Origin of the sequence: Weissella confusa (genome assembly GCA_041871065.1) — a bacterium.
Lineage (GTDB): Bacteria > Bacillota > Bacilli > Lactobacillales > Lactobacillaceae > Weissella > Weissella confusa_A.
The window spans coordinates 1,333,166-1,351,627 of record CP168942.1; the positions used below are offsets into that span (position 1 = coordinate 1,333,166).

The following is an 18,462-nucleotide window of genomic DNA, read 5'->3' on the forward strand; positions in this document are numbered from 1 at the left end:
ACTTGATGCAAGTAGAAATCCTAGGCAATATCAGCTTGGTAACGCAACACGAATAATTCAAAGAGTAATTCAGGGTCGCGTGCCGTTGATTTCAGCTGTTCTTCCATATCAACTAGCCCCAGATAAGCCTTAGCCAGTGCGGTATAACTGAAGCGACGGACCGTCTGACGGCCAAGCTTTACACGGTATGGATTTACCTTCAACATTGATGCCGTACCTGATTCACTTTGAGTTGATGACTTCACCTGCAACAACAAGCGGAATTGTCCTAGCAACGCTGCGTGCAATCGCAAGGGTGCCTCGCCACTCTCGACCAATTCATGGTACAACTCCACAGCGCGCGTTAGCTTACGGTTCAACAGCGCATTAATTAAGTCGAAGATATTTTCACTCAGCGTACGCGTTACCAAGGCATCAACGGCTTGTTCGTCAATTTGCTTCGTATCATAGGCATATAGCATCAACTTATCGAGCTCAGACATAATCTGTGTTAACGACATGTTCGTCAAACGAATCAATAATTGCATCGCTGGTCCTGACATTTCAAAACCACCTTGACGCAACTTGTCGCTAATCATGCTGCGCACATCTTTTTCAGTTAAGTCACCGAACGCTAGATACGCAGCTTTCTCTTTAAGCAACTTAACAATCTTCTTACGACTATCAAGCTTCTCATATGGTGCAAAAATCACCAAGACCGTTTGTGGTTCGGGATGCTCAACGTAAGCCAACAAGTCTTCAACGTGGTGTTCGACCTTCGTTCGTGGATTCTCCCCAGTCAAGAAGTAGGCATCATCGATAATGACGACACGTCGGTCACCGAAGAACGGCACTGACCGCGCATCATCAACTGCGATGCCCAACGCCGTTTCACGCATATCAAATTGCGCTAAATTCAACGTGCGGTCTTCGTCTGGAATCAGACTCACAAACGCCGCACGAACTTGATCAAGCAAATATTGGTCCGTACCTTGAATGAGGTAAATCGGCTGCAATGTTTGCTTTGCAACGTCTTGTTGCACATCTTTCAGCGTATAAGCCATGCCCACGCCTCCTCGTTTTAATCGTATCTCTACTGTATCATGTTGCCCCTCGAACGTGAATAGCTACTTGATTTCAGCTTGCCACCAATCGCGATTGCCACACCAACGGTACTGCAACATACCACTTTTAGCTGTATTAAACACCGTCATCCCCTGTCGCTTGGTCGTGATCAACGTTTCTTTGTTCGGGTGACCGAATCGATTATTCACACCAGCAGAAACAACACCAATTTTTGGTTTTAATGCCTGCACAAATGCTGGCGCAGTACTCGTTTTCGAACCGTGGTGTCCCAACTTCAGAAGGTCTACTTTTCCTAATCGGTCGTTCTGAATCATTCGCTCCTCACCAGCCTGGTCCAAATCACCTGTCATCATTAAGTGTTTAGGCCCAACGTTCACGAGCAACGTAACCGAATCTTCATTTTCACCAGTTCCCGCTTCAAATGGATGATGAACCGTTGTCCAATCATTTAAACGCATGCCAGCGCGAACCTCTTGCACTTCAGTTGTCCCTAGATAAGGTGTAATTAATCGTTTGTACGCTTCAGTCTGTTTCATCCCCAGCGGCACATAAATTGTCTCAACCTGCACCAGTTTCAAAAAATGTGGCAGATTACCGATGTGATCGACATCTTTGTGAGTGAGCACTAAGTGTTGAATTTTAGTAATACCGTTACCTTTTAGATACTGTGCCAACTGTTGCGCTTGAAAATCAGTCTTGCGTGGTACGGCCCAATCAGGCTGTGGTAATTGCAGTTTGCCACCAACGTCAACCATCATCACTTGATTAGCACGATGCTTAATGATGGTTGCGTCTCCCTGACCGACATCCACAAAGGTCGCAAACCCGCCAGGCAGAACGTTAGGCAATAACAGCATAACGCCGTAGATAGTTCCTAAAATGCCCACTAACCAACGTTGTCGAACTGCTAACCAAACTAGCGTACCGATTAAAACGATTGCACATAACAACACCGGCGGCTGTCCAAACGTTAATTCACCTGGCAAGCCTTCCGTTTGTGCAATCGTCCAACGTATCCCTTCAATAAATGTATTACACCAGTTAGTTAGAACCACAATGTTTAACCACGCTGCAAGTATGCCCACGGTTAAAACAGGAATCACAAGCCACGTGAATAGTGGCATGGCAATCAAGTTCGCTACGATACCAATTGGATGCCAAGCATATGTGTGCCACAGCAATAACGGCAAAATTAACGACGACAAGAAGACACACTGCCACCATCCCGGTTTACCTTCAAGCCACAACAAGCCAAACGTCAACAAGTAGGACAGTTGGCCACCTAGGTTATGCAAAACACCCGGTTCTAAGATAAGGCCGCCCAGTAGCGCAATTCCCCAGGCATCGACTGCTGACAACCGTAACCATCCCAATTCTCGCCACGCTTGGATCAGGGCCAACAAAACAGCTCTGACCAACGATTGTACGCCACCCGCAAATAACAGCAGGCCAAGTAACAGCACTTGCACGATCAATAATGACCGTTCACGCGTCACACCTAGCCACCGGCCTATGCGACGCCAAATCACATACAAGCCTGCCACTTGAAATCCAGAAATACTAAACAAATGGACTAATCCCATTTTTTGAATACCCAGGTTATCATCATAAAAATCCCGGCGGGTATACCCCAGAAACAATGTCTCGCCGTAATCACGTAAACCAGGTGGCAGCTGTTCAAACCACGTCACCAGTCGACTATGCCAAGTTCGAATTTGGCCTACAAAGAATTCACCTGCGTTCGCGGGTACGTAAGTTTGCCTTATCTCACCCTGTGTCAAAACAAGTTGGTGCATAATGCCACGACTTCGCCAATAGCCCATTGGATCAAAGGTGAACGCGTTACGCCGTGGTGCAATCTTTTCGTATCGACCAGTCCCAGCAATAACGACCGCATCATGGCGTTGTTGCAAGTCCCGAAACGGCTTTTCTTCCTTGCAGAACCAGGTTAGGCGCACACGTTCTTTATTTGGCAACGTCGCAAACCCAGTAATCGTCGTACCAGTGAAATGCAATTCGTCTGGATAAACCATCACGGTAGTCTGAACATCGCCAATCGGTTGTTCGTTAAGTCGATCCAATTTCATCTGATGGGCACTGAAAAAAGCCCCATAGCTCACCACAATCAAAACGGTTAGACACAATCGTTTTGTAAAACGACTCACCAATAAAATAAGTCCCCAGACCAACATCGGCACGGCCCACCAAAATTGATGACAAATCACAACGTTTAGTGCGCCAACTAACAAACCAATTACTAACCAATAGCCGTTCATTACACCGTGACCAATGGCTCTAATTTCGCAAACGTTTTTTCACCAATCCCGGACACTTCTTGTAAATCAGCACCGTTTTAAAACCACCCATCGTTTCTCGTTGGTCAATAATGTCTTGTGCCCGCTTAGCGCCAACCCCAGGTAGTTGTTGTAGTTCTGCCAACGTCGCCGTGTTTAGATTGATCGTCTCGTTGCTTGCATCGCCACTCGTTGCCGTCGCTCGCCCAGGCAACGGGTACTGCTCAGGGACGTCTTCCGTTCCGTTCGGCACATATAACACCTGGCCATTAACTAACGGTGCCGCTAAATTCAACCGCGTTCGGTCAACCGTCGGCAATGTACCACCTGCTTTTTCTAGAACCTCAGCCATAATCGGACCATTATTGAATTTATAAACCCCTGGTCGATACACCGCTCCTTTGCCATCAATCACTACTTTGGCGGTTGTTGTACTTACTGACCTACTAACGCTACTTGTTATTTGCGAAGATTGATCTGCCGCGATGCTCGGCGAGACATCACGAGGCAAGACCGGTTTTGTCTGTGAACACTGCCACCAAATAATCAAGCCGATGCCCACTGCCACCAGCCCGCTAAAGAAGAAAATCACGTGTTGGAACCGATAATAGAGTGCTTTTAAAGTCGTCATTTATTTCCCCTCCAGTAATAAAGAGGCGAAAACCGACAAAAAGTCCAAAAAAAATGCGACGAATCGCAAAATTCGTCGCAAATCATTTCTATTGCAAGTTTGGATCGTTGAAGATGGTGTTCATCACTTCTTCAACCATATCAAATTCTTCTTCTGTCTCGATTGGTTGCAACATACCTTCTTCGTCATCTTTGTTATAGATGAATGGCATGATACCAACTTCTTCTTCGTCATTACCTTCCATGGCTGCATCAGCAGGGCCAAGGATGATGTATGACTTACCAAAGTCTTCTGAATCAAAAGAGAACAACTCGATAAATTCGTGCTCGTTGCCTTCTTCGTCAGTCAAAATAAACAATTCAGCTTCGTTCATGTCGGCTTCCTTTCGCTTTTAACAAAAAATGGCCGATTCATCACCGGCCATCAATTGTACTAAAATTAGTCTTCTTGTTCGTCCAAGAATTGGTTCAAACGCTCTTCAACCATTGACCACTCATCGTCGTCTTCGATTGGCGTCAAACCACCCTCAGTAGACTCTGCAGTCTCGTCTGGGTCAAAGATGTATGCCAACATCTCTACTTCTTCATCTTCGCCTGCACCGGCTGGGTACAAGACGATGTATGACTTACCGTAATCTTCTGACTTAAACGTGAACAATACTTCGAAAAGTTGCTCGTCGCCATTGTCATCGATCAACGTGATAATGTCTTGCTCTTCATCCATCTCAATTTACCTCTTACTTTACAAGTGGGCCTTTGCGATCCAAATAGTTTTGGAGAATCAAGGCAGCTGCCAACTTATCAATTACCTGCTTGCGCTTCTTACGAGACGCGTCGGCTTCTTCAACAAGCATACGTTCTGCCTCAACCGTCGTCAAGCGTTCGTCCTGGAAATCGATTGGCAACCCGAAAGTTTCCGTTAGCAATTCACCATAGGCTTGCGCTGCTTCAACACGCGGACCAGATGTATTATTCATGTTCTTTGGTAGACCAAGTACAAAGCCAGTTGGCTCAAATTGGGCTACTAGTTCCTTCATACGGTCGATACCGAACTCTTTTTCATCCTCATTAATGCGAATGATTTCAACACCTTGTGCCGTCCAACCAAGCAGGTCAGAAACCGCCACACCAACTGTGCGTGACCCGACATCAAGTCCCATAATTCGTCCCATTATTAATCGACCATTCCTTTCTGAATCAGATTACTTAGCCAAGTAATCCTTCACAAGTGCTTCAATGATTTCATCACGTTCGAACTTGCGAATCAAGTTACGTGCATCATTAACACGTGGAATGTACGCTGGGTCGTTTGAAATCAAATAACCAACGATTTGGTTGATTGGGTTGTAACCCTTTTCTTCCAATGCGGCGTATACAATTTCAAGCGTCTTACGCACGTCGTGATCTTGGTTGTTACCAAAATCAAAAACAGCTGTATTATCCAATGAACTCATATGCAGCCTCCTTCTGAGGAATTATCCTCTAATCAAATGCTACTTTGCAGCCAACCATTCAGTTGCTTGCGCAAAGGCATCCTTAATACCAGCGGGGTTCTTACCACCAGCTTGTGCCATGTCTGGGCGCCCACCACCGCCACCCCCAACAGCAGGTGCAATGGCCTTGATCAAATCACCGGCCTTAACACCCTTGGCGATCGCGTCAGGTGAAGCAGCAACCAATAGGTTAACCTTTTCACCCAAGTTAGCAGCCAAAACAAGCACATCTGATGGTGTTGTTTGCTTCCAGTTATCTGCTGTTGCACGCAAGGCATCCATTGATTCAACGGCCATTTCCGTTGCAATCAACGTGAAGTTACCGGCCGTTTGAACATCGTTAAAGGCAGCATCAGCAGCTTGGTTAGCCAACTTTTGCTCCAATGATGCAACTTGACGCTCAGCATCCTTCAATTGCGCTTGCAAAGCAGCAATCTTGTCGTTTACTTCTGACAATTGTGGTGCCTTAACTTGTGCCATAGCTTCGTTCAACCAAGCATCGTGTTGCTTGAACAAGTCCATTGCACCCTTACCAGTAACGGCTTCGATACGACGAACACCGGCACCAGTACCTTGCTCGCTCACAATCTTAAACATTCCCAACTCAGCCGTTGAGTTTGCGTGAGTTCCACCGTCGAATTCGACGTTGAAATCACCGATTGAAACGACACGTACTGTCTCGCCATACTTTTCAGTAAAGACGGCAACAGCGCCCAACTTCTTAGCTGATTCGATATCCGTCTCAACCCATGAAATTGGCAAGTTTTCAATAATCTTTTCGTTGATCAAGTCTTCGATTTCTTGCAACTTTTCAGCTGAAACAGCTCCGTTGTAAGTAAAATCATAACGCAATCCGTCTTCAGTAACCAATGACCCAGCTTGTGTCGTGTGTTCACCCAAGATGTTACGCAAAGCTTGGTCAAGCATGTGCGTAGCCGTGTGGTTCTTTGACACAGCAGCGTGGTAAGCACGGTTCACTTCAAGCTTGTAAGTCTCGCCAGCCTTGATTTCAGCGTTAACGTTCAACGTGTGCAAGTGTTGTCCGTTTGGTGCGTTTTGCACGTCAACCACTTCGGCAACCACTTCACCAGCAGCGTTGATGACAACACCGCGGTCAGCAACTTGACCACCCATTTCAGCATAGAATGGCGTTACATCGAAGATAACTTCAGCTTGGCCATCCTTAGCAGAATCAACCAATTCGTTATCAACAATCAAGTCCGTCAACTTAGCGGCATCAACCGTCAATTCTGACCAACCAACATACTTTGATTCCGTCTTCAAGTCCGTCAACAAAGCGTTTTGAACACCCATTGAAGCTGTGTTACCACGAGCAGCACGGGCACGTTCTTGTTGCGCCTTCATCTCAGCATCGAAGCCAGCACGATCAACCGTCAAACCAGCATCAGCTGCTGATTCTTCCGTCAACTCGTATGGGAATCCGTACGTATCATACATCTTGAAGGCAACGGCACCGTCGATAACACCACCGTTAGCCTTAGCTTCTTCGATGACACCATCCAACAATGACAAACCATCAGCCAACGTCTTGTTGAAACGAACTTCTTCAGCTTCAACAACTGAAGCGATGTAGTCTGCATTCTCCAAAACTTCTGGGTAGTATGACTTCATGATCTCACCGACAACTGGTACCAAGTCCTTCAAGAAGACCTTGCTGATACCGAGCTTGCGTCCGTGCAAAACAGCACGACGTAGCAAACGACGGATGATGTAACCGCGACCTTCGTTTGATGGCAAAGCACCATCACCGATAGCGAACGTTACGGCACGTGCGTGGTCAGCGATAACCTTGAATGAGATATCCTTTTCAGGATCCTCACCGTACTTGAATTGACCTGACATCTCTTCCGTCTTACGGATGATTGGCAAGAACAAGTCCGTTTCAAAGTTCGTCTTAGCGTTTTGGAACACTGAGACAACACGTTCTAGTCCCATACCCGTATCAATGTTCTTGTGTGGCAACTCAGGATAGTCCTTATTGTCAGTCAAACCAGGCAAGTGGTTGAATTGTGAGAACACGATGTTCCAGATTTCCAAGTAACGCTCGTTTTCACCACCAGGGTAGTTTTCCTTTGGATCGTCTGAGTTAAATTCTTCACCGCGGTCGTAGAAGATTTCAGTGTCAGGTCCTGATGGTCCTTCACCGATATCCCAGAAGTTATCTGGCTCTTCGTACAAGTGATCCTTTGGCAAACCAACCACGTTCAACCAAATATCCTTTGCCTCTTCGTCGTTAGGGTAAACCGTGACATACAACTTTTCAGGTTCCATGCCGTACCACTCTGGGCTCGTCAACAACTCCCAGGCCCAAGGAATAACTTCAGGCTTGAAGTAGTCACCGATTGAGAAGTTCCCCATCATTTCGAACAACGTGTGGTGACGAGCAGTGTGACCAACGTTTTCAATGTCGTTCGTACGAATTGACTTTTGTGCATTCGTAATACGACGGTTTTCAGGCACAACCGTACCGTCAAAGTACTTCTTCAAAGTTGCGACACCTGAGTTGATCCACAACAATGTTGGATCATCCTTTGGAATCAATGATTGAGATGGCTCAATGCTGTGTCCCTTACTCTCAAAGAAACGTAGAAACATATCGCGAATCTCAGCTGATGATAATGGCTTCATCTTTCCAATCCTCACTTAAATAAATATCTAAATAAAAACAGACCGCCATTGCATAACAGAGACGCTAACACGCGGTACCACTCTGCTTGCAATGATGGTCTGCATCATTACCTCTTAGGATGCCGTTAACGCGGGCGCACGGCTTGTTTTCACAAGCAGCTATGAAGGTAGCACCAGAAAAGGCTGAGCGTTGTTTGCATCATCCACAACGTTTCTGTTGGCTCTCAAACCTTAAATGATATGTCCTTGTTCATTATTGTAACATATTAAGAACTTCTAATAGCCGTTTTTGTTTGCTTGAAATGTTTTTGTAAAAGTTATTTGGTATTTAGCAATCGCGCGATGTTCTCAGCCGTTCGTGTTAGATTTGCCTCACCCGTCTTCATCGCCGTTGGCAAATCCACTGCACCTGGCACAATACTGAACACCGCATCGATACCCAAATCATACAACGCCTCAATGCCATCCCCAACGTAGCCAGCCAACCCAATCACCTTAGCATTTGGTGACGCTTGCTTAATTGCTTGGGCTGCTCCCATTGGGGTCTTACCGTATTGCGTTTGGAAATCAATTGCGCCTTCACCAACAAATGCAACGTCCGCGTTCGCAGCTTTAGCGGCCAAGTCAGTTGCCTCAACAACCAAGCTAATGCCTGACTGAATCTTAGCCTGTGTGAATGCCAACATACCGGCACCTAAGCCACCAGCAGCCCCAGCACCTGGTGTGTTAGCCAAGTCGATACCAAGTTGGCATTTAATAACTGTGGCATAATTCGTCAAAGCCGCATCCAGTTCGGCTACCATCGCTGGTGTGGCCCCCTTTTGTGGTCCGAATACTGCTGACGCACCCGTTTCACCAACCAAAGGATTCGTAACGTCTGACGCGATCAAAAATTCAGATTCGGCAACACGGGGATCAAGATTGCTCATATCAATCTCATGCAACGTTGCTAGTGCCGCACCACCGCGAGCAATTTGTTGGCCATTTTCATCAAGGAATCGAACGCCCAGTGCTTCAGCCATACCGGCACCACCGTCGTTAGTAGCAGATCCACCTAGACCAATAATGAAGCGACGCATGCCACGGTCCAACGCATCTTTAATCAATTGCCCCGTACCGTAAGTTGTCGTAATCGATGGGTTCTTCGTTTCTGTTGTCACGAATTGAATACCTGATGCGGCTGACATTTCGATTACAGCCGTTTGTTGGTCACCCAACACACCATAAAATGCCTTCACTGTTTCGTCCAACGGATTTTGTACCTCGGCCGTAATGATTTCGCCATCCGTGGCATCAACAAGTGACTGGACAGTTCCTTCACCACCATCAGCCATCGGCACTAGCTCATACTCTGCATCAGGATAAATCTTTTGCAAACCAGCTTGGATGGCCACAGCGGCCTCTTGTGCTGTCATACTTTCTTTAAATGAATCTGGTGCAATTACAAATTTCATATCGTTCCCTCTAGAAAAAGCGCACGGAATCAAATATTCCATGCGCTTATAAAGCTTACTTATCGTTCGCCTTCTTCACTCGGCTCTTATCCATTCAATGGATGCCGACTGACTTCCTACGCGAGTCGAGACTCGCTTCGGTTGTGGCGGGCCTGCGAAAAAGGCTTACTTATCGTTCGCCTTCTTCTTGGCCTTCTTAGCGGCGCGGAGTGATTGACGCTCTTCGACACGCTTCTTGTACTTTGCATCACGGGCAATAGCTGCCTTAATTTGACGCTTGTAACCAGGCTTAACGTTCTTCTTCTTCTTCTTGACCATTCCGATCATCGTTGGGTCAAGCTTAACCGTTGACTTTGAACGTTGCTTACGACGGCGACGGTCGTAACCAGGCTTCAACTCACCGTGTGAGTACGTCATTGGCTCGAATTCAACACCCATGGCTTCAACTGCTTGCACGCGATCTTCCTCATCAGGGTTGTAAATCGTAATCGCAGTTCCTTCCATACCGTTACGGCCAGTACGACCAACACGGTGCACGAAGAATTCCAATTCAGTTGGAATACCATCATTGATGATCAATGATACACCAGGGATATCGATACCACGCGCAGCCAAGTCAGTGGCAACCACGTATTGGTAATCCAAGTGTTGGATTTGTTGCATGGTACGCTTACGTTCACGTGGTTGAATACCACCGTGAATTTCAGCAACCTTCAAACCGCGGTTACGCAAAGCCTTCGTCAACTCACGGGCACGTTCCTTCGTGTTCGTGAAGACCAAAGCCATGTATGGGTTACCCATCGTCAACACCTCGTAAACCAAGTCGTCCTTCTTCATTCCCTTCGTACCAACCAACAAGTTTGTGATAGTTGGGGCGATAACCGTTTCCGTTGGGATTTCTTCGATAACTGGGTTCGTTAGGTACTTCTTCAAGAATGGTTGCAACTTTTGTGGAATCGTTGCTGAGAAGACCAACATTTGCAAGTCTTCTGGCATCGCACCAGCAATCGCGTCAACTTCAGGCAAGAATCCCAAGTCCATTGTCATATCCGCTTCGTCGACAACCAATGTGTCAGCCGTGTGGATATCCAATGCACCAGCCGTGTACAAGTCCTTGATACGACCAGGTGTTCCGATAACGATTTGTGGTTGTGAGCTTTCCAATTGGTGCAATTGACGCGCCTTGTCAGTACCACCAACGTACAAACCGATGCGTGGTTGTTGGTCAACTGGGAAACCAGTTCCCAATTGCTTTGCCGCTGCATAGATTTGTTGCGCCAATTCACGTGAAGGCGTTGTAATAACGGCTTGCACCTTTTGAACTGATGGGTCGTACTTTTGGAAAATAGGAATCAAAAATGTGTGTGTCTTACCAGATCCCGTTTGTGATTGTCCAACGACTGAACGTCCTTGCATGACAACTGGAATCAAGCGTTCTTGCACCTTTGTAGGCGTTGTGAAACGAATTTCTTCCAACGCTTTGTAAATTTCTGATCGTAGGTTGTAGTCAGTAAACTTCGCCATTATGCTTCTGTTTGCTCCTTCAATGTTTGATCGGCTTCACGAATGATATCGTTAATTTCATCCATATCCTTTGCTAAGGCACCAGAGGCGAACTTGTGTCCACCACCGCCGTGACGCTTAGCAATTTCGTTAATCACCGTGTTACGTGAACGAAGTCGTACGCGGAAGTACCCTTCATCTTGCTGCTCAAAAACAGCCCAGGCCTTCGCCGTGTTAATCTTTCCTAGCAATGGCACGATAAATGCGGTACCAAATTCGCCAAGATCGAAACTCTCTACGACTTCATTCGTCAAAATAATATAGTTAAAGCCATTTTCAGTCATGACCATATTGCTATAAACGTAAGCTGATGCACGGGCAGCTTCAAGTGAAATCGTATCCATTCGTTGGTTAATCTCGAACCAATCAAAATCGTATTTCATCAAATCTGCCACAACCTGCATCGTTTCAGACTTCGTTGCATACAAAAAGCGGCCTGTATCGCCGACAATTCCAGCATACAAATATGACGCACCCGCATCAGACAACTTCAATTCGTCTTCAAATTCCTTGTAGAAGACGTAAATCAAAGCTGATGTTGATGACGCACCCTCTTCAACCCAATTAAAATCTGCATATGGGTCTTCATTAGGGTGGTGGTCAATCTTAACTAACGTCTTACCGTAATCAAAACGGCGGTCATCAATACGTGGTTCATTAGCCGTATCGGTAACAATAACTAAGGCGTTATCGTAAAGTGAATCTGGAATATCTTCCATGTCACCCATCCAAGCCGAGCTAGGCACTTGCTTCCCCACAACGTGGACATGCTTATTCGGGAATGATGTCTTAATCAATTCAGCAAGACCAAGTTGTGAACCAAATGCGTCAGGGTCTGGACGTTGATGACGGTGAATAATAATCGTATCCGCCGCCTTAATTTGCGCTAAAATTGCTGTTTGCGCTGTCATGTTGCTTTCTCTATTCTATCTAGTTTACTTACGTTGCTTTTATTAGTATAGCAGAAAATGGCCGTAAAAACGCGTTGTGGTTAGTTATCATACAGATTCAGTGGAATATTTTCAAACGTCAACGGTGCTAGATTTGTCATTGTTAAGCCAAGCAACCGAATTGGCTTTTGATACCCACCTAATTCTTCCCAAATGTCCTGTGCTAATCGCACAAATTCAGTGGCGTCATTTGGTAAGAAGTCCGTCTGGGTGAAGCGACGTGTCTCTGTGTCAAAATCTTCATCACGTACTTTCAAGACCAGCGTTTTGCCATGCATACCACGTCGTTTAAGCGACTGTTCTAGTCGCTCAGCCAATCGTTTAAACTCTGCCTCAATCTGCTCCTCAGTGTCCAAAAACGGCCCATAGGTATGCTCTTTCCCAATTGACTTACGTTCACGCTGCCACTCAACCGGACGGTCATCAACACCACGAATCCGACGATAAAAATCGTAGCCCATGCGCCCGAAGTGCTGGGTCAGCGTTGTTTGATCCATCTCATATAGGTCACGCCCCGTATCTACGCCAAGTTCATGCATTTTTATGGCTGTTTTCTGGCCGACACCACGCACATCTTCAATTGGTAACGCATCCAAAAACGCACGAATATCTGCCTCACGGACAACTGTCAGTCCGACTGGCTTGTTATGCTCGGATGATAACTTCGCTAAGAATTTATTGAATGAAATACCAACCGAACTCGTCAACGATAATTCTGCAAAAATGGTTTGCTGTAATTCATGAGCAAGTGCGACCGCATCGGTATGCCCGGTTTTATTCTCTGTGACATCGAGATAAGCCTCATCAAACGCAATCGGTTCAACCTTATCTGTATAACGATGAAAAATATCATGAACCTGTTGTGACACCGCGCGGTACTTGTCAAAGTTAGGATCTAAGAATGTTGCATTCGGCGCCAATCGTAATGCTTCAGCTGCACTCATCGCTGAATGGACACCTAACTTTCGTGCAACATAGTTAGCTGTCGCCACCACACCACGGCCACCATTCTTACGTGGGTCATGCGCCAAAATTAATGGCACATTTGCAAGAGCGGGATTATCACGGATTTCCACTTGGGCATAAAACGCATCCATATCCACGTGAATAATTTGTCGATCTGTTTTTAAATGCACTGGTATCTCTAGCAAATCCGCCATGATAATCTCCTTTCTTGCCAACTAATAAAAAGAATTCAAGTTGCGCATTGCAACTCGAATTCTCAAAAATTACTTTTCGTCTTCTGAAGCTGGCTCGTCGGCCTTTACTTCTTCAGCAACTGGTGCTTCAACAGCTTCAGTCTTAGCTTCAGCAGCCTTAACAACTTGGCGTATAGCTGACAACTCGAATACCAAGATAACACCTTCAGCATCCAAATCGAAAGTCTTAGCTTCCTTGTTAACAGCAGCAACCTTACCGTGCAAACCACCGATAGTAACCACTTCGGCACCTGGTTGTACGTTGTTGATCATCTCTTGGCGCGTCTTTTGGGCCTTTTGTTGTGGGCGAATCATGATAAAGTACATGGCTGCCACGAAGACAATCAAAATCAAAATGTTCATTGACATAGTAGTAAATCTCCTAAAATTTTAATAACAGTAATTAGAACAGACGGGCATTTGCGTTGTTATAACCGTAGTTAGCCATAACCTCTTCACGGAACTCAAGTAGTCGATCTTCCGCAATTGCTTGGCGCATGTCTTCCATGAGCTTCAACAAGTAACGCAAATTGTGCACTGAGGCGATGTTTTGTGCATACAACTCATCAGCCTTAAACAAGTGGTGCAAGTAAGCCTTGGTAAAGTTTTGTGAACCGTAGTCTTCCGTCTCAGGGTCAATCAAAGAGAAGTCATTCTTGTACTTTGAGTTCGTAATCACGATACGACCCTTAGATGTCATCAACGTTCCCTTACGAGCGATACGCGTTGGCAAAACTGAATCAAACATGTCGATTCCACGGATAGCACCGTCAATCAATGAGTCTGGTGCTGCCACACCCATCAAGTAACGTGGCTTGTTCTCAGGCAAGAATGGCACCGTGAAGTCTAGCACACGGTTCATTTCTTCCTTCGTTTCACCAACTGACAAACCACCCACCGCATAACCAGGCAAATCAAGTGATACCAAATCACGGGCTGATTGCTTACGTAGCTCACGGAAACCAGCACCTTGCACAATACCAAACAATGCTTGATCCTCAGGACGACGGTGCGCTGCCATCGCACGCTCAGCCCAGCGTGAAGTACGCTCAACTGAGTTCTTCACGTAGTCATACGTTTCGAAGTATGGAATCGCTTCATCCAATTGCATCATCACGTCAGAACCCAAATTGTTTTGGATTCGCATCGCAACTTCTGGAGAAAGGAACATTTCTTCACCATTGACGTGGTTACGGAAAGTGACTCCCTCTTCCTTAATGTTATTACGCTCTGACAATGACCAAACTTGGAAACCACCAGAATCAGTCAAAATTGGACCATCCCAATTCATAAACTTGTGCAAGCCACCAGCTTCAGCAATCAATTCATCACCAGGACGTACCCACAAGTGGTATGTGTTAGACAAAATGAATTGAGACTTAATCTCCTTCAATTCGCGAGGTGAGACATTTTTAACGGTTGCTTGTGTACCAACTGGCATGAACATTGGGGTCATTACTTCACCGTGTGGTGTTGTAATCTTACCCAAACGTGCACCAGTATGCTTTTCAACGTGAAGCAATTCGTACTTCACAGCATAATCTGACATGTTTCGACTTCCTTCCTGACACATCTGTTAAATGTGCTAGCATACTATTTTCACCCTCTAACTAAAGAGGTAAATAAAAACTAACTAAGAATTATTATATCAGAAAGAACGCCCGTCTTAGGCGCAATTTCCAGAATAAATGAACTTTATGTGTAAATTGTGATGTTTGATGGTACAAAAAAACCACCAGCTAACTGGTGGTTAAGATGGACGTTACAGGGATCGAACCTGTGACCCCCTGCTTGTAAGGCAGGTGCTCTCCCAGCTGAGCTAAACGTCCATGTGCATCGCGACGTCCTATCCTCGCAGGAAGCGATCCTCCAACTAATTTCGGCGCTATTGAGCTTAACTTCTGTGTTCGGTATGGGAACAGGTGTGGCCTCAATGCCATCGTCACGACACGGTATTTAATTGAGAAAATATTAGCTCTCTCAAAACTGAATCATAATTTGTAAATCAAACTTCGTTTGAGCCTTACACCACATTTTCAACTTGGTTAAGTCCTCGAACCATTAGTACTAGTCCGCTCCATGCGTCGCCGCACTTCCACTTCTAGCCTATCTACCTCATCATCTCTGAGGGGTCTTACTTCATAAAGAATGGGAAATCTCATCTCGAGGCGAGTTTCACACTTAGATGCTTTCAGCGTTTATCTCATCCGTACATAGCTACTCAGCGATGCTCCTGGCGGAACAACTGATACACCAGAGGTACGTCCACCCCGGTCCTCTCGTACTAAGGGCAGCTCCTCTCAAATTTCCTACGCCCGCGACGGATAGGGACCGAACTGTCTCACGACGTTCTGAACCCAGCTCGCGTACCGCTTTAATGGGCGAACAGCCCAACCCTTGGGACCGACTACAGCCCCAGGATGCGATGAGCCGACATCGAGGTGCCAAACCTCCCCGTCGATGTGGACTCTTGGGGGAGATAAGCCTGTTATCCCCAGGGTAGCTTTTGTCCGTTGAGCGATGGCCCTTCCATGCGGAACCACCGGATCACTAAGCCCTACTTTCGTACCTGCTCGACTGGTAAGTCTCACAGTCAAGCTCCCTTGTGCCTTTACACTCTGCGAATGATTTCCAACCATTCTGAGGGAACCTTTGGGCGCCTCCGTTACCTTTTAGGAGGCGACCGCCCCAGTCAAACTGCCTGCCAGACACTGTCTTCCACCACGCTTAGTGGTGCGAGTTAGAGTGGTCATACAACGAGGGTAGTATCCCAATGACGCCTCCACCGAAACTAGCGTCCCGGTATCTACGGCTCCTACCTATGCTGTACAAGCTGCACAAACACTCAATATCAAGCTACAGTAAAGCTCCATGGGGTCTTTCCGTCCTGTCGCGGGTAACCCGCATCTTCACGGGTATTTAAATTTCACCGAGTCTCTCGTTGAGACAGTGCCCAGATCGTTACGCCTTTCGTGCGGGTCGGAACTTACCCGACAAGGAATTTCGCTACCTTAGGACCGTTATAGTTACGGCCGCCGTTTACTGGGGCTTCAATTCGTACCTTCGCCGAAGCTAAGCACTCCTTTTAACCTTCCAGCACCGGGCAGGCGTCAGCCCCTATACGTCATCTTACGATTTTGCAGAAACCTGTGTTTTTGATAAACAGTCGCCTGGGCCTATTCACTGCGGCTCAGCTTTCGCTGAGCACCCCTTCTCCCGAAGTTACGGGGTCATTTTGCCGAGTTCCTTAACGAGAGTTCACTCGCTCACCTTAGGATGCTCTCCTCGACTACCTGTGTCGGTTTGCGGTACGGGCAGGTAAACACTAACTAGAAGCTTTTCTCGGCAGCGTGACATCACGGACTTCCCTACTTTATTTCGGTCCTCATCATAACTTGTCCTTAAAAGATAAAGCATTTAACTCGATCTAAGACTTATTATTTAACCCAGCATATCCAGCAGCTGGGATCCGTTAGCCTTCTGCGTCCCTCCATCGTTCAAACATGTTCACCTGGTACAGGAATCTCAACCTGTTATCCATCGACTACGCCTCTCGGCCTCGCCTTAGGTCCCGACTAACCCTGGGAGGACGAGCCTTCCCCAGGAAACCTTAGTCATACGGTGGACAGGATTCTCACCTGTCTTTCGCTACTCATACCGGCATTCTCACTTCTAAGCGCTCCACCAGTCCTCACGGTCTGACTTCATCGCCCTTAGAACGCTCTCCTATCGCGCCACTTACGTGGCACCCGTAGTTTCGGTGGTGTGTTTAGCCCCGGTACATTTTCGGCGCAGAATCACTCGACTAGTGAGCTATTACGCACTCTTTAAATGGTGGCTGCTTCTAAGCCAACATCCTAGTTGTCTATGCAACTCCACATCCTTTTCCACTTAACACACACTTAGGGACCTTAACTGACGATCTGGGCTGTTCCCCTTTCGACAATGGATCTTATCACTCACTGTCTGACTCCCGGACATACGTGATTGGCATTCGGAGTTTATCTTAATTTGGTAACCCGAGATGGGCCCCGCACCAAAACAGTGCTCTACCTCCAACACGCTACATTCCGAGGCTAGCCCTAAAGCTATTTCGGAGAGAACCAGCTATCTCCAAGTTCGATTGGAATTTCACCGCTACCCACACCTCATCCCAGCATTTTTCAACATGCACGGGTTCGGGCCTCCAGTGCGTTTTACCGCACCTTCACCCTGGACATGGGTAGGTCACCTGGTTTCGGGTCTACAACAACATACTAATTCGCCCATTTCAGACTCGCTTTCGCTACGGCTCCGGTCTTTCCACCTTAACCTTGCATGGTATCGTAACTCGCCGGTTCATTCTACAAAAGGCACGCTATCACCCATTAACGGGCTCTAACTTCTTGTAGGCACATGGTTTCAGGAACTTTTTCACTCCCCTTCCGGGGTGCTTTTCACCTTTCCCTCACGGTACTGGTTCACTATCGGTCACTAGGGAGTATTTAGCCTTGCGAGATGGTCCTCGCGGATTCCGACCGGATTTCACGTGTCCGGCCGTACTCAGGATCCTGACGGGAGGTCAACACTTTTCGCATACGGGGCTATCACCCTGTCTCGCTCAGCTTCCCAGCTGATTCTGCTAAATGTTAACTTTGTAACTCCACAATGTCAGTCCTACAACCCCAAAGTGCAAGCACTTTGGTTTGGGCTCTACCGATTTCGCTCGCCGCTACTGACGGTATCGATTTTTCTTTCTATTCCTGTTGCTAATGAGATGTTTCAGTTCACAACGTCTACCTTCAACCTAACTATATATTCATTAGGTGATAACTTGCATAACAAGTTGGGTTCCCCCATTCGGAAATCTCCGGATCAAAGCTTACTTACAGCTCCCCGAAGCATATCGGTGTTAGTCCCGTCCTTCATCGGCTCCTAGTGCCAAGGCATCCACCATGCGCCCTTAATAACTTAACCTATCAACTAACGTTGATGATATAAGTTTGAGTATGTGGCTCAAGGCCACAAGCGATTTTAAACTAATTTAAAAAACTCAAAAAATTACGCGGTGTATTTTTTCGGCTCAATTTATATTGATTAACAATATTAAATGAATTTAAAAATTTACAATTATGATTCAGTTTTCAAAGAACTAAGTTTGAGTGTAAATCACTCAAAACTGAATA

The 18,462-nt window shown here is 46.5% G+C and carries 14 protein-coding genes, 1 tRNA gene and 2 rRNA genes; all 17 read right to left on the reverse strand.

What is annotated here, in order from left to right:
* Positions 1–20 precede the first annotated feature (20 nt).
* The 17 genes from holA to ACAW68_06415 all read right to left on the reverse strand — a co-directional run bounded on the left by holA (position 21) and on the right by ACAW68_06415 (position 18,253).
* Positions 21–1,043, reverse strand: a complete 1,023-nt coding sequence (holA, locus tag ACAW68_06335; protein ID XGA15101.1) for a DNA polymerase III subunit delta — start codon at positions 1,041–1,043, stop codon at positions 21–23.
* Between the two features lie 63 nt (positions 1,044–1,106).
* Positions 1,107–3,341 carry a ComEC/Rec2 family competence protein gene (locus ACAW68_06340; GenBank protein ID XGA15102.1) on the reverse strand — a complete coding sequence of 745 codons (2,235 nt, stop codon included), beginning with the start codon at positions 3,339–3,341 and terminating at the stop codon, positions 1,107–1,109.
* Between the two features lie 19 nt (positions 3,342–3,360).
* Positions 3,361–3,990: a ComEA family DNA-binding protein gene (locus ACAW68_06345; GenBank protein XGA15103.1), complete on the reverse strand. Its 630-nt coding sequence runs from the start codon at positions 3,988–3,990 to the stop codon at positions 3,361–3,363.
* A gap of 88 nt (positions 3,991–4,078) precedes the next feature.
* Positions 4,079–4,363 carry a DUF1292 domain-containing protein gene (locus tag ACAW68_06350; GenBank protein XGA15104.1) on the reverse strand — a complete coding sequence of 95 codons (285 nt, stop codon included), beginning with the start codon at positions 4,361–4,363 and terminating at the stop codon, positions 4,079–4,081.
* A 65-nt stretch (positions 4,364–4,428) separates the two neighbouring features.
* Positions 4,429–4,713, reverse strand: a complete 285-nt coding sequence (locus ACAW68_06355; protein XGA15105.1) for a DUF1292 domain-containing protein — start codon at positions 4,711–4,713, stop codon at positions 4,429–4,431.
* A 13-nt stretch (positions 4,714–4,726) separates the two neighbouring features.
* The gene (gene ruvX / locus ACAW68_06360) at positions 4,727–5,161 is read right to left on the reverse strand and encodes a Holliday junction resolvase RuvX (GenBank protein XGA15106.1); all 435 of its coding nucleotides are present in this window, start codon (positions 5,159–5,161) and stop codon (positions 4,727–4,729) included.
* A 30-nt stretch (positions 5,162–5,191) separates the two neighbouring features.
* Positions 5,192–5,443: an IreB family regulatory phosphoprotein gene (locus ACAW68_06365; GenBank protein XGA15107.1), complete on the reverse strand. Its 252-nt coding sequence runs from the start codon at positions 5,441–5,443 to the stop codon at positions 5,192–5,194.
* A 39-nt stretch (positions 5,444–5,482) separates the two neighbouring features.
* Positions 5,483–8,131 (reverse strand): alanine--tRNA ligase, encoded by a 2,649-nt coding sequence (alaS, locus tag ACAW68_06370; protein ID XGA15108.1) that lies wholly within the window; start codon positions 8,129–8,131, stop codon positions 5,483–5,485.
* A 317-nt stretch (positions 8,132–8,448) separates the two neighbouring features.
* Positions 8,449–9,585, reverse strand: a complete 1,137-nt coding sequence (locus tag ACAW68_06375) for a glycerate kinase (GenBank protein XGA15109.1) — start codon at positions 9,583–9,585, stop codon at positions 8,449–8,451.
* Positions 9,586–9,750: 165 nt separating this feature from the next.
* On the reverse strand, positions 9,751–11,109 hold the full coding sequence (locus ACAW68_06380) for a DEAD/DEAH box helicase (protein XGA15110.1): 1,359 nt from the start codon (positions 11,107–11,109) through the stop codon (positions 9,751–9,753).
* Positions 11,109–12,059 (reverse strand): bifunctional oligoribonuclease/PAP phosphatase NrnA, encoded by a 951-nt coding sequence (locus tag ACAW68_06385; protein XGA15111.1) that lies wholly within the window; start codon positions 12,057–12,059, stop codon positions 11,109–11,111. The genes ACAW68_06380 and ACAW68_06385 overlap by 1 nt, the downstream gene beginning before the upstream one ends.
* An 80-nt stretch (positions 12,060–12,139) precedes the next feature.
* On the reverse strand, positions 12,140–13,258 hold the full coding sequence (gene dinB, locus ACAW68_06390; GenBank protein ID XGA15112.1) for a DNA polymerase IV: 1,119 nt from the start codon (positions 13,256–13,258) through the stop codon (positions 12,140–12,142).
* 69 nt (positions 13,259–13,327) lie between these two features.
* Complete coding sequence (gene yajC / locus ACAW68_06395; GenBank protein XGA15113.1) at positions 13,328–13,666, reverse strand: preprotein translocase subunit YajC; 339 nt, start codon at positions 13,664–13,666, stop codon at positions 13,328–13,330.
* 34 nt (positions 13,667–13,700) lie between these two features.
* Positions 13,701–14,846 carry a tRNA guanosine(34) transglycosylase Tgt gene (gene tgt / locus ACAW68_06400; protein XGA15114.1) on the reverse strand — a complete coding sequence of 382 codons (1,146 nt, stop codon included), beginning with the start codon at positions 14,844–14,846 and terminating at the stop codon, positions 13,701–13,703.
* 207 nt (positions 14,847–15,053) lie between these two features.
* Positions 15,054–15,126 (reverse strand) — tRNA-Val (locus tag ACAW68_06405).
* A 4-nt stretch (positions 15,127–15,130) separates the two neighbouring features.
* Positions 15,131–15,247: ribosomal RNA gene (rrf, locus tag ACAW68_06410) — 5S ribosomal RNA — on the reverse strand.
* 91 nt (positions 15,248–15,338) lie between these two features.
* Positions 15,339–18,253: ribosomal RNA gene (locus tag ACAW68_06415) — 23S ribosomal RNA — on the reverse strand.
* Positions 18,254–18,462 lie beyond the last annotated feature (209 nt).